Genomic DNA, 12,958 nt, shown 5'->3' with positions numbered 1-12,958 from the left:
CTGATTATGGACACAAACTTGCGCGCCCATCTCTCAAAAACGCTTTAACGCAGCTGCTACGGCAGGTTTTTCCTGCACTCCGGAATAGCCTTCTGTTATTCTTCACCGGGAATTCTTTCAGCCTGGGAACCCCTCTCTGGACGATGGTCTATAACATACTCGTTCCTTCTACATTTTTCGAATTATTAATCTATAGCCGAATTATATATAGCCTGTCGCAGTTTGTCAAACGACATGACGAAAATTATGAAGGCCGTTCTTTCTTTCTCTCAAGGATGATATGATCTTTTGCATGAATCAATGCCGCCCTCAATACAACCAGGACAGGTACGGCAAGTATTAATCCAAGGATGCCGCCAACCTCCTCCCCTGCCAGCAATGCAAACATGATCATCAGCGGATGCATATGCAGGCTTTTGCCGACAATCAGCGGAGACAGAATATTCCCCTCGAGGAACTGAAGAGAAAAGACGATCACGAGTGCTAGAAGCACCATTTTAACCGACATAGTCGCCGCGATGATGACTGCCGGAATAGCTCCGATGATTGGCCCGAAATAAGGAATTACATTGGTTATCCCGACAATCGCTCCAAGCAGCAGCGAATATTTTATGCCTGCCAGCCAAAAAAACAAGGAGGATAGGACACCGATTATTAAACAAATAAGCAGCTGTCCGCGGATATAACTGCCGAGCGATTTGTCGACTTCATGCAAGAACTTGGCGCCTGGCTGTCTCCACTGCCGAGGGGTTAGATACCACGCCGCTTTTTTAATGGCACCGAAATCTTTCAGCATGTAAAAAGCAATAAACGGGATTACAGCAATTGTAAGGATGGAATTAATGGTATCCATCAGGAACGTCATCGTACCAGCAAGCACACCATCAAGCCATTGCTCCATCCGAGTAATTCCATCTTCGATTCTTTCATGGATGCCTGCCAGCCACTTAGAAGTCTGGTCAATAATATTATTGACCATTTGTTTATACTGCTCGGCGAAATACGGAGCATTTTCTGCCAGGTCGCCGAGCTGGTGAATCAGCGCAGGAATCCCTTTGTAAAAAGCGAAGCCCGCTCCACCAAAAAACAAAATATAGATAATCAGGATCGAAACTCCTCGATGAAGCCCTCTTTGGTGAAGAGCCTCCACTATCGGATGGAGTAAATATGTAATGAAAGCAGCCACGGAAAAAGGCACAAGCAGCGAAAGCAATACTTCCAAAAAAGGAACCCATATGGATTGTAATTTTATGAAAACGAACAGAACAATGAACAAAAGGAGAAGAAATCCAAGCCGGTAATACCATTTCATCTGGATGTTCATCATCTTCGCCCTCCTTCCTGTTTTATTCTGAAAAGAAAGGGAGTGGATTATACATTTTTGTCCTTGTCTGGATATTATTTAAGCTATAATTTACGGTTTTATAGCGAAAAGTTCTCTTTTATAGCGAAAATCTCATTTTTATAGCGAAAAAAATTATTTTATAGCGAAAATTTGATTATTATAGCGAAAAACGTTTTTTTATAGCGAATTGGAAATTACCAGCTTTTTTTTCCAATTTGAATCATAAAAGATCCCTTGCGAAACGCAAGGGATCAAGTTGAACATCCGAATTAGAATAAAGCTTTGCTCATTTTCTTGCCAAGCTTCTTCATTTTCCTTCCAGACATCATATTGTTGTTGGAAGCATAATTGTAAGCTGCCATACCAGCGCCAAAAGCGATTGCGGAGGTTAACATTTTATTCATGTGCTTCACCTCTTTGATTTATTTTACATGCCGTATTGACGTTGATCTTCTTCGAATAAATCATCAAGTGAGCTCAATGTTCCATCTTCTTCGACTTGATGGGTATGAATCAAGCCTTTGTTCAGAGACAGTTCGATGAAGCAATTCCAGCAGTAATATTGGTTGATGCCAATTTTACCGATATCCTTGCTCCTGCAATTGGGACAACTTAACATAAGGACACCTCATCTCGATTTGACAGTGACGACGATGGCATCCTTTCCGATTGCAGGTGGACCAGTGGTCTTTATGACACGCTTTCCATTCGCTATATCCGAAAAAAAGCCATCCGTTAATTCGTACCCTACAATCGTGCCCAATTCTTCCATAAAATATACATCCTCAAGCAAGCCAAGCTGCTCCCCTTCATTCGAAAGAAGCTTTTTCCCAGCAAGACTCTCATTATGCTCAAATGTATATTCAGGCTCTGTCTCCAATCGCTCCAAGGCTGATTTGTCTTTCACCATGATCCCATCTTCACCAAAAGATGAAACTTGATCCACTTTCACCTGAAACGTTTTCTTGATGAACGCACCCTTTTTTACAAGTAAGCCTACTACGCTTCCATTGCCAGAAATGCTTACATCACAAACTTCGCCCAGTTTTTGACCATTAACCAATTCATATACAGGCAGTCCCTTTAAAAGTGAAAATGTCCGCAAAAGTGTGTCCCGCCTTTCCCGAACAGTTATAGTTTCTACTCTATTCCCCGTTTCATGTGGTGTAAGGATTTCCATTCGAAGACCAGAAAAATATTTTTAAAATACTGTGTAATTCTTTGATGGTTTTGCACACTAAATAAAAAAATACCAATCGAAAGGGAATTAACATCATGAAAAAACGGATCTCAGTGTTATTGTTCAGTTTATGTTTAGTTTTAACGAATGTTGGGTTTGGATCTGCTGCCAACCATCCGAGGAATACTTATGAGGTTAAGCCTGGGGATTATTTATGGAAAATCGCTGCTACATACCGGACATCAGTTGAAGACATTAAACTCATTAACGGTCTGCAGTCGGATTTGATTTTAATTGGACAGAAGCTAAGAGTACCGATCATGTATGAAGTCGTCCCTGGGGACACATTATGGAAGCTGTCTGTTGCGTTCAATTCCACCGTACAGTCAATCAAAACCACTAATCATCTTAACTCAAACATGATATATGCAGGGCAAATTTTGCGGATACCTCCAAAACAACTTACCATGGAGGGGCAGTATGTCCTTATGACAAGGGAGGAATTCAAGGACTGGCTATTCAATCACCTTTTCACCCGAAAGATCGGTAAAATCCAGCAGCATCACACGTATCAGCCATCGTACCAGCAGTTTAATGGTTCCAATCACTTTACCTTATTAAAGGGAATGGAAGACTATCATGTTAATTCCATGAAGTGGAGCACAATCAGCCAGCAATTGACGACATTTCCGGATGGATTGGTTGCTGTAGGAAGATCATTTAACAAACCTCCTGAAGGTTCGTTTGGACTGCTGAATAAATCGGTGATGGAAGAGATTGAAGCAGATGCACTTGCAATAGAGAATGTGGGGAATTTCGATGCTGGCAATAACCAGATGACCGCTGAGCAAAGGGAGACCGTACTTACGGTCACAGCATTGCTTATGATGAAATTTGGACTAACACCATCGGTTGACAGTATTACCTATCACCATTGGTGGGATATCAATTCAGGTGAAAGAGTACTGGATGAAGGAGAAGGGCACGCGGTCAAAACTTGCCCAGGCACCGGATTTTTTGGCGGAAATTCCACAGCGGACGCTAAGAATCATTTTTATCCTATGGTGAAGAAAAAAATGCAGGAAATATCTGCTGCTTTAAGGTGAAGGTGAAGGTGAACAAGCAAGAACCCGCGCAGCGATTACGCGGGTTCATCTTAAGACTAACTACCTTCCTCCATAAAATCATAAGGAGTCAGATTGTCCATTCCAATCATCGGATCAGCGTTTTTAATAATTTCAATATAATTCATTTTTTCAACTTTGATGTTATCTTCATGATTTTGGTGCTTACACTCCGAATGTTCCTTTGTACCCGTTTCATCCTGCAATTCGGGCAGCAATAGAACAAGCTTTTCTACAAGAGTTGTATTCCTTTCGGTATCTTCACCGCGTTCGATCCCCATCTTCAGTGCTTCTTCTTCACCAACAAGAATCAGGAATTGCTTGCTCCTGGTGATTGCGGTATAAATCAGATTCCTGCGCAGCATTCTGAAGTAGCTTTTCACTACTGGAAGGACGACAATCGGAAATTCACTACCCTGGGATTTATGCACGGAACAGCAATAAGCGTGGGTGATTTGCGAGAGGTCTGCCCTATTATATGTAACTTCTATGCCATCAAAGGACACAATCAGCTGATCTTGCTTTTCGGTGTTTTCCTTCGCGTAAAAGATCGCGACAACCTCACCCATGTCACCATTGAACACATTGGCTTCCGGCTGATTTACCAGCTGAAGGACCTTATCCCCGATACGATACTTCACATCGCCAAATGCAAGCTCTTTTCTCGTTCCATCAGAATTAGGATTGAAGAGATCCTGCAGCAGCTCGTTCAACCGGTCAATGCCGGCTGGACCACGGTACATTGGTGCCAGCACCTGGATGCTCCTAGGAGAATACCCTTTATTCTTAGCATTGGCGACAACCTTTTCGACTACCTGAGGAATCTGGCTTGTCGTACATTTTATAAAAGAACGGTCAGGCTGCTGAGCAGAAATATCTTCTGGCAGAAAGCCTTTTTTGATTTGATGAGCAAGTTCGATTATTGATGATCCTTCAGCCTGTCGGTATATATCCGTCAGCCTAACAGTCGGGACCCTGCCGGAATCAAGTAGATCCTTCAGTACCTGGCCAGGACCTACTGAAGGAAGCTGGTCTTCATCTCCTACAACGATCACCTGAATATTGTCAGGCAGAGATTTGAATAATTGATGGGCGAGCCATATATCAACCATTGAGGTTTCATCAATAATCAATATCTTTCCCTCAAGCGGCTGGTCTTCATTATGGTCAAAACCTTCTGCGCCATTCCAGCGCAAAAGCCTATGAATGGTCACGGCAGGAAGACCTGTTGACTCAGTCATCCTCTTTGCCGCACGACCAGTCGGCGCCGCAAGCAAGAACGGATAAGGTTCTTCTTTTTTATAATCTTTCGGGTCAAGTGAACAGCCATGTAGCTCTGCATATAGCTCAACAATTCCTTTAATGACCGTCGTTTTACCTGTGCCGGGCCCACCGGTCAGAATCATCATCGGTGACATAAGCGCTGTCTGAATCGCTTCCTTCTGGCTTGGCCCATATTGGACACCAAGGCGCTCCTCAAGATTTCCGAGCGCTAGGAGAAACTCCGATTCAGGAAATTGATTTTCGTATTCTGTCTGTTCAAGGATTCTTTTAATGTTCACAACCAGGCCCTTTTCCGAATAATAGAGAGATGGCAAATAGACTCTCTGTTCTTCAGCAACCAGCTTTCCTTCTTCACCGAGCTTGATGATTTCCTTTGAGATATCAGTAAATACAATTTCAACATTTTGATTGTCTTCTAGAAGCTTTTTCACTTCGACGAGAAGGTTTTCTGCTTCCATGAAAACATGACCGCCCTGTATGCTTGAATTTTCAAGTGTATAGAGACAGGCTGCCTTGATCCGGTCAGGATGGTTACCAGTTAAACCGAGCTGGCTGCCCAGTTCATCCGCCCTCCCGAAACCGATGCCTTCGATATCCTCCACAAGCTTGTACGGATTGTTCTGAATTACATCAATCGCCTGTTCCTTGTAAACTTGATAAATTTTCATCGACAGCTGAGGACCAAAGCCATATTCATTCAATGCGACCATCACTTGTTCGAGGCCCTGATGCTCCATCAATGTGTCATAAAGTTCCTTTGCTTTTTCAGGTGCCAGCTTCGGAATCTGGTCAAGGACAGACGGGTTCTCGATAATCCTTGTGATGGTCTTTTCACCCAGTGTATCAACGATTTTCTCAGCTGTTTTCTTCCCGATTCCTTTGAAAAGGTCACCGGAAAGGTAGCTGATGATCCCCTGCTTTGACTGCGGCAAGTCTTTCCGGAAATGAGTCGCATGGAATTGTGCACCGAACTTAGGATGTTCTTTTACCTCACCAAAGAAAATATAAGTCTCCTGCTCATGAATCCGGGGGAAATACCCTGTAATGACTGCTTCCTTATCCTCGTACTGCTCATTTGTTTCCTCAACCCTGATCCTAAGGACTGTGTATAGATTCTGTTCATTATGAAAAATGGTAACAAGATGCTTCCCTTTCATGAACTTGCCTTGTTCTGAAAACAAATCAAGCGAGTCCTGTTTGTCCAAAGTACTTCCCCCTTTCCGTCAAACCAATTTGTTCAAGCTGGTTTCGCATTGAGTGAGAAACAAAGACGAAGAAAAGGTGCTTAATTAATCGATATCTTGTCCCTCAATCAATTTTTTGCCGTGTCCTGCAAGCAAGTGGTCTGGCTGGATTTCCAATGCACGATTGAACATCTGGAGCGCCTTTTCACCATTTTCCTTATAACCATAAGCCACACCTAGGTTATAGAGGGCGTCTGCATGCTCCGAATCCATTGATATTGCAAGTTCAAACACATTAATCGCTTCGTCGATAAACCCTTCCCTTGCAAGGCAAAGCCCATATTGAAAATTGGCTTCGGCATCATTTTCGAGAAGCTCTGTACTGCGCTGTAAATATGGCAAAGCAAGCTTGCTGCTGCCCATCTGAGCGAGGCTCATTCCCAGCATAAAAAAGTTATCGCCACTATCCAGCCCTTTTTTAAGCGCAAGTTCGAACATGTTTTTTGCTTTCTCGAAATTTTGTCCATCATAATAAACTCCGCCTTTGCTGTAGTATGCTGCGGTTGCATTCTCATCAAGGCTGATTGCTTTATCGTAAAAGTTCATTGCTCGTTCATTATCACCCACTGCGGTGAGGACGTTTCCGAAATTTATGTATGCAACCGGGTCTTCTGGATGAGCATCAATCGCTTCCGCGAATGCTTTGGCAGCCTCTTCCCATTTACCTTCTTTCATAAACTCAATACCTGTCTGGTTTTTATCCATTTCTAACACTCCATTCTCCATGAAAGTATACCATATTAATGCAGGGTTTAGACTCTTTTCGAGGAACACCTGAAATGCAGATTTTTCGATTTAGTAGAATGTATCCCAAAAAGATCATAAGCTAAAACAATCCCCGGCGAAGCTGGCCCGCCGGGGATTGGATCAGGATTAACCGACATATGTCAGTTTGTTTCCATTCTTGAAAATTTCATCAATCGTACCTCCGCCAAGACACTCTTCCCCATCGTAAAAAACGACAGCCTGTCCGGGAGTCACGGCACGTATTGGTTCTTTGAACAAGACTTTTGCCGTACCGTCATCCTGCAGCTCGACCGTTACAGCATTATCAGGCTGACGGTAGCGGAATTTAGCTGTACATTCGAACGTTTTCGACTTCTCCTTGTCAGATACAAAGCTGACATTAACCGCCGTGATACTGTTAGAATAAAGCAGTTCGTTATGAAAGCCTTGTTCAACAAGCAAGACATTACGCTCGAGGTCTTTCCCGACAACAAACCAAGGTTCACCTGATCCGCCAATGCCTAAACCCTGGCGCTGGCCGATTGTATAGTACATCAGACCATCATGCTTCCCTTTTACCTCGCCGGTCATCGTCTCCATATTGCCTGGTTGGGACGGAAGGTAATTTCCAAGGAACTCCTTGAAGTTCCTTTCACCAATGAAGCAAATGCCGGTGCTGTCTTTTTTAGTTGCTGTAGCAAGATCCGCTTCTTTTGCAAGCTCCCTGACACGGGATTTTTCCAGATTCCCAATAGGGAACAACACTTTTTCTATCTGGTCCTGACTCAATTGGTTCAAGAAATAAGTCTGGTCCTTATTTTCATCCAGCCCACGAAGCATTTTGCGTTCTCCGCCGATGTCTTCCACTCGTGCATAATGACCTGTTGCCAGGTAATCTGCGCCAAGATTCATTGCATGCTCAAGGAATGCTTTGAATTTAATTTCCTTGTTGCACATGACGTCCGGGTTAGGAGTCCTTCCTGCTTTATATTCATCTAGGAAATAAGTAAACACTTTATCCCAATATTGTTTTTCAAAATTAACCGCATAATATGGAATGCCAATCTGGTTGCAGACGCGGATCACATCCTCGTAATCCTCGGTAGCCGTGCAGACTCCGTTTTCATCCGTGTCGTCCCAGTTTTTCATGAAGATGCCGATCACATCATATCCCTGCTCCTTCAAAATGAGCGCAGCAACTGATGAATCAACACCGCCGGACATTCCTACCACCACTCTTGTATCCTTCGGTGATTTTCCCATTATGCTTCACCTCTTTTCTGTTCCTATAAAACTTATTCTTCCCTTAAACCTGGTTATTCTTCGCAAGCCTTCGGACAATTTTCACCGTATCCTCTGCTGCTTTTTCAATCTGTTCTCTTGTATTGTGCAGACCGAAGCTGAACCGGATAGAATTTGTCAGCTTATCATCTTCTTTTCCGAACATCGCTACAAGCACATGAGAAGGCTCGATTGATCCAGCCGTACACGCCGATCCGCTTGAAGCAGCAATTCCAGATAAGTCTAGGTTAACAAGCATCGCCTCGACATTCGTGCCTGGAAAACTTAAGTTTAAAATATGCGGGAGTGATTTATCAAGCAATCCGTTCAGCTGGAAAGAGATTCCGCTCATTTGGAGTTTATCAATGAACAAATTCTTTAAATCATCATAGAAGCTGCGTTTTGTCTCAAGCTCCTGCCGGGATAGCTGAACTGCTTTTCGAAACCCCGCGATCGCTGCAACATTCTCGGTGCCGGCACGGCGTTTTCTTTCTTGTTCGCCGCCGAAAAGCTGACGTGCCAGCTTGATTCCATCACGGATAAAAAGAAAGCCAATCCCCTTGGGCCCATTGATTTTATGGGCTGAAACAGAAAGTAAATCAATTTTCAATTCATCAACTTCCAATTTTTCAATGCCATAGGCCCTGGACAGCGTCTGTATGGAATACAGCTTGATGATCTACAAGCATTTCACCAATCTCTTTTATCGGCTGGATTGTGCCTACCTCATTGTTTCCGTACATTATGGTTACAAGGATCGTATCATCACGCAATGCTTCTTCGAATGATACCATGGATATTTGGCCATGTTCGTCCACCGGCAGATAGGTGACCTCAAATCCTCGTTTCTCCAATTCCTCACAGCTGTGCAGGACAGCATGGTGTTCAATCTGAGTCGTGATGATATGCTGCCCCTTCGAGCGGTTATTTTCCGCATAGCCGATAATAGCCAGATTATCTGCTTCAGTGCCGCCGCTCGTAAAAATGATATTGTTCCCCTTCGTTCCTATGCTCTTCGCCAGTTCATCACGAGTATCATCGAGGATTTTCCTGGTCACACGGCCGAAATGATGGATGCTTGAAGGGTTGCCGAATTCCACTTCCATTACCTTGACCATTTCAGCCAGGACGTCCGGATGCATTGGTGTAGTGGCTGCATGGTCCAAATAGATTCTTTCCAAAGTCGTACCCTCTCTTCAGAAGTTTTTTTAAAAATTGCCTTTGTTGCATCTCCATTAATAATGGGTTGTGCAAGACAACAAATTTCCACTTAAGAAAACCTAAATATAAAACATATAAGCGTCAGACTCACCAAAGTTGTCTGAATGATTGGCGAGGTCTTCGATTGTTGTATTATCGAGTACGTCCTTGACCGCGTCTCTGATTCTTGTCCAGAGCTCACGCTTGGCTGGTTCCTCGTCATCTATACCTTCGACAATGCTGATGGGCCCTTCCAGGACTCGAATTATATCTCCAGCTGAAATGGTAGACGGTTCAGAACTGAGAATGTAGCCGCCATATGCTCCCCTGATACTTTTCACCAGTCCGGCATTCCTTAGCGGCGCAACCAATTGCTCCAGGTAATGCTCTGATAAATCATTTGTTTGCGCAATGGATTTCAAAGATATTGGGCCTTCTCCATATTTTTTGGCCAGCTCGATCATAATGGTCAGTCCATAGCGCCCTTTCGTTGAAATTTTCATAATGCACCTCTATTCAAATTTTTCTTAAAGGTTAGCTATTTTTTCAGATATATTCATAATGCCCCATATGGCATTCTCTCACTTTAAATACTACCAAAAATCCTCAGTCAATAGGTAGGCTTTTGCAATTATAGCACAAATTGCGCGGACCATGCGCAAGTCCCTCGTTCGTGTTATTGTATATATACGAAATATGCGTTATTGGAGCGATGAGCATGAATCTTAAACCTCTTGCTTTCAGAATGCGGCCGCGGACGATTGAGGAAGTGATTGGTCAGTCGCATCTTGTAGCTGAAGGGAAAATTATCAATCGAATGGTCAAGGCAAAGCAATTGTCCTCCATGATTCTTTACGGACCGCCTGGAATCGGAAAAACCTCCATTGCCAGCGCTATAGCAGGAAGCACGAATTTCGCGTTCAGGACTCTGAACGCTGTTACCAATAATAAAAAGGATATGGAAGTCGTCGCCGCTGAAGCAAAAATGTCTGGGAAGGTCATTCTCCTTCTAGATGAGGTTCACCGCCTTGATAAAGCAAAGCAGGACTTCCTGCTTCCTTACCTCGAAAATGGGATGATAGTCTTGATTGGAGCGACCACAAGCAATCCATATCACGCAATAAATCCCGCAATTAGGTCAAGATGCCAGATTTTTGAACTGAAACCGCTTGAACCTGATGATATAAAAAAAGCATTGCAAAGGGCCATTGCGGATGACGAAAGAGGCCTTGGAGACTTGAAAATCGAAATTACCGATAAGGCACTTACCCATTTCGCCACTGCCTCAGGGGGAGATGTGAGAAGCTCACTGAATGCTCTTGAACTAGCCGTGCTGTCCACCGAACCCGATGGGGATGGGATCATCCATATTGATGAATCTGAAGCGGAAGAATGCATGCAGAAAAAAAAAGTCTCGCCCATGATAAAGACGGAGATGCCCATTACGATGTGCTCTCAGGTTTCCAGAAATCCATCAGAGGCAGCGATGTAAATGCCGCGCTCCACTATCTTGGCAGATTGATAGAAGCAGGCGACCTAGTCAGCATCAACCGAAGACTCCTTATCATTGCCTATGAAGATATTGGACTGGCTAGCCCGCAGGCGGGACAACGGACGCTGGCCGCAATAGAAGCGGCAGATCGGGTTGGCTTTCCGGAAGCAAGAATTCCCCTGGCGAATGCGGTTATAGAACTCTGTCTGTCCCCAAAGTCCAATTCTGCTTATGCTGCTCTTGATGCCGCTCTTGCAGATATCCGCTCTGGTATCAGCGGCGAGGTGCCTGACCATCTAAAGGATGCTCATTATAAAGGAGCGAAAGACCTGGGAAGAGGAGTGGATTACCTTTACCCGCATGATTATGAAGGTGGTTGGGTCAAACAACAGTATCTCCCGGACAGGATTAAAAATAAAGTATATTACAAGCCAAAGAAGACCGGAAAATTCGAACAGGCGATTGCTGCGATTTATGAAAAAATTACAGGCAATAAAAAATAAGCGGCAGGACCACCGTCATGGTGGTCCTTGCCGCTTTTTTAGCTGTTCACACGCTCTATTTCAATGTCTTTTAACAATTCCTTTACAACATAGCTCGCCATGATGAGCCCAGCTACTGACGGAACAAACGCATTTGAAGATGGCGGCATTTTCGCCTTCCGAATTTCAGCATTATCATTGCCGACCTCTTTACGTACATCTTCACGGATTACAATCGGGCTTTCATCTGAAAAAACAACCGGAATCCCTTTTTTGACTCCTTCTTTGCGCAAACGGGTACGAATGACTTTAGCAAGAGGATCAGTGTGCGTCTTGAAAATATCAGCGATTTGGAACCGGGTCGGATCCATCTTGTTAGCTGCGCCCATGCTTGAAATCATTGGAATGTTACGCTTAATGGACTCCTTGATCAGATGGATTTTATAAGAGATTGTATCAGAAGCATCCACAATAAAATCCAGATCGTATCCAAAAATCTCTTCATATGTTTCTTCTGTATAGAACATTTTTAACGCAATGACTTCACATTCAGGATTAATATCCATGATCCTGTCGCGCATCACTTCTACCTTCTGCTTGCCCACAGTCGAAAGCAGGGCAATAAGCTGGCGATTAACATTCGTGATATCGACATCATCCTTGTCGATCAGAATCAGCTTGCCAACACCCGATCTAGCTAAAGCTTCTGCCGCAAAAGAACCAACCCCGCCAATTCCTAAAACAGCGACAGTACTATTTTTCATTATATCAAGGCCTTCCTTACCAATGGCCAATTCATTACGAGAAAATTGATGAAGCATCCATACTCACTCCAAATAAAAGATTGATGTTACTATCTATACCCGCTTTTGAATATAACATACCCAAAGTTAATTTCAAGTATTTTTATAGGAATTAGTGTGTATATTAGCACTGAATGTGCTGAATTAATGATTTAACGCCGATTATAAGAGTTCTATCGGACAAACCGAAGCCAGAAAGCCCAAAAAGTGTCCGTTAGAAGGGCTCTATCGGACAAACGGAACCCGGAATTCCTGAAAAGTGTCCGTTAGAAAGGCTCTATCGGACAAACGGAACCCGGAATTCCTGAAAAGTGTCCGTTAGAAGGGCTCTATCGGACAAACGGAAGCCGGAAATCCCGAAAAGTGTCCGTTAGAAGGGCTCTATCGGACAAACCGAAGCACGAATTCACAAAATCTGTCCGTTAGAAGCTCTCTATCGGACAAAAGGATGAACAAAATCATAATAACTGTCCGTTAGGGGGAATACGGATTCAGTCATATTGGCCTTTATAGGAAGATTATTAGAACATCAAAAAAACCATGCATCCGCATGGTTTTTGATTACGTATGTAGGAAGAGTCCCAATCGTGCCGTCGTGTTGGTTGCCTTCGTCTTGAACCCGCTCTCAGCAGGTGGGTGCCCTGTTCCGGGTTTCTGTAAGTCCTCTAGCCAGAGGCATTTACGCGGCCCGAAAACGCGAACTCCCGAAGGATAGATGTTAGGTCAAAACTTCAGGTTAAACAACGAACACATCAGGACTCTTCGTCTGTTGTAATTATATTACCACACACCTGAGT

General features: G+C 43.7%; 10 protein-coding genes, 1 other RNA gene, 2 pseudogenes and 1 other annotated feature (1 of these 14 only partly in view). Of the genes and pseudogenes, 2 read left to right on the top strand and 11 right to left on the bottom strand.

The annotated features are described in order from the left end of the window. Window positions 1–180, bottom strand: a binding site (T-box leader); it reaches 32 nt to the left of the window's first position. Window positions 181–244: 64 nt separating this feature from the next. The 4 genes from LC048_RS04710 to LC048_RS04695 all read right to left on the bottom strand — a co-directional run bounded on the left by LC048_RS04710 (window position 245) and on the right by LC048_RS04695 (window position 2,450). Next, on the bottom strand, window positions 245–1,324 hold the full coding sequence (locus tag LC048_RS04710) for an AI-2E family transporter (protein ID WP_306050439.1): 1,080 nt from the start codon (window positions 1,322–1,324) through the stop codon (window positions 245–247). A 290-nt stretch (window positions 1,325–1,614) separates the two neighbouring features. Beyond that, window positions 1,615–1,749: a YrzQ family protein gene (locus tag LC048_RS04705; RefSeq protein WP_226604193.1), complete on the bottom strand. Its 135-nt coding sequence runs from the start codon at window positions 1,747–1,749 to the stop codon at window positions 1,615–1,617. A 23-nt stretch (window positions 1,750–1,772) separates the two neighbouring features. After that, the gene (locus LC048_RS04700; protein ID WP_102263688.1) at window positions 1,773–1,964 is read right to left on the bottom strand and encodes a hypothetical protein; all 192 of its coding nucleotides are present in this window, start codon (window positions 1,962–1,964) and stop codon (window positions 1,773–1,775) included. A 9-nt stretch (window positions 1,965–1,973) separates the two neighbouring features. Then, a complete protein-coding gene (locus tag LC048_RS04695; protein ID WP_226604190.1) occupies window positions 1,974–2,450 on the bottom strand; it encodes a PRC-barrel domain-containing protein in 477 nt (158 codons plus the stop codon). A 170-nt stretch (window positions 2,451–2,620) separates the two neighbouring features. Between LC048_RS04695 and LC048_RS04690 the strand changes: the two genes are divergently transcribed. Continuing rightward, entirely contained in the window at window positions 2,621–3,631 is a 1,011-nt protein-coding gene (locus tag LC048_RS04690; RefSeq protein WP_226604188.1) for a LysM peptidoglycan-binding domain-containing protein, read from the top strand. A 56-nt stretch (window positions 3,632–3,687) separates the two neighbouring features. Here LC048_RS04690 and recD2 read toward each other — a convergent pair whose 3' ends face one another. From recD2 to cymR, 5 genes and pseudogenes are all read right to left on the bottom strand, one after another. Continuing rightward, the gene (gene recD2 / locus LC048_RS04685; protein WP_306049567.1) at window positions 3,688–6,138 is read right to left on the bottom strand and encodes an SF1B family DNA helicase RecD2; all 2,451 of its coding nucleotides are present in this window, start codon (window positions 6,136–6,138) and stop codon (window positions 3,688–3,690) included. A gap of 84 nt (window positions 6,139–6,222) precedes the next feature. Then, window positions 6,223–6,882 carry a tetratricopeptide repeat protein gene (locus LC048_RS04680; protein WP_226604182.1) on the bottom strand — a complete coding sequence of 220 codons (660 nt, stop codon included), beginning with the start codon at window positions 6,880–6,882 and terminating at the stop codon, window positions 6,223–6,225. Window positions 6,883–7,050: 168 nt separating this feature from the next. Continuing rightward, on the bottom strand, window positions 7,051–8,166 hold the full coding sequence (gene mnmA / locus LC048_RS04675; protein ID WP_306049565.1) for a tRNA 2-thiouridine(34) synthase MnmA: 1,116 nt from the start codon (window positions 8,164–8,166) through the stop codon (window positions 7,051–7,053). A 43-nt stretch (window positions 8,167–8,209) separates the two neighbouring features. After that, a pseudogene (locus LC048_RS04670) lies at window positions 8,210–9,365 on the bottom strand (cysteine desulfurase family protein). Window positions 9,366–9,464: 99 nt separating this feature from the next. Then, window positions 9,465–9,887 (bottom strand): cysteine metabolism transcriptional regulator CymR, encoded by a 423-nt coding sequence (gene cymR, locus LC048_RS04665; protein WP_226604172.1) that lies wholly within the window; start codon window positions 9,885–9,887, stop codon window positions 9,465–9,467. A gap of 215 nt (window positions 9,888–10,102) precedes the next feature. On the opposite strand from cymR, the pseudogene LC048_RS04660 reads away from it, so the two are divergent. Next, window positions 10,103–11,379, top strand: a pseudogene (locus LC048_RS04660) (replication-associated recombination protein A). Window positions 11,380–11,417: 38 nt separating this feature from the next. Here LC048_RS04660 and LC048_RS04655 read toward each other — a convergent pair. Then, window positions 11,418–12,179: a tRNA threonylcarbamoyladenosine dehydratase gene (locus tag LC048_RS04655; protein WP_226604149.1), complete on the bottom strand. Its 762-nt coding sequence runs from the start codon at window positions 12,177–12,179 to the stop codon at window positions 11,418–11,420. A 556-nt stretch (window positions 12,180–12,735) separates the two neighbouring features. Next, a non-coding RNA gene (gene ssrS, locus LC048_RS04650) (6S RNA) lies at window positions 12,736–12,923 on the bottom strand. Window positions 12,924–12,958 lie beyond the last annotated feature (35 nt).

The organism is Mesobacillus subterraneus, assembly GCF_020524355.2.
In the GTDB taxonomy this organism is placed as follows: domain Bacteria; phylum Bacillota; class Bacilli; order Bacillales; family Cytobacillaceae; genus Mesobacillus; species Mesobacillus subterraneus_C.
The sequence above is the reverse complement of the archived record's forward strand: the minus strand, read 5'-3'. Positions and strand labels throughout refer to the sequence as shown.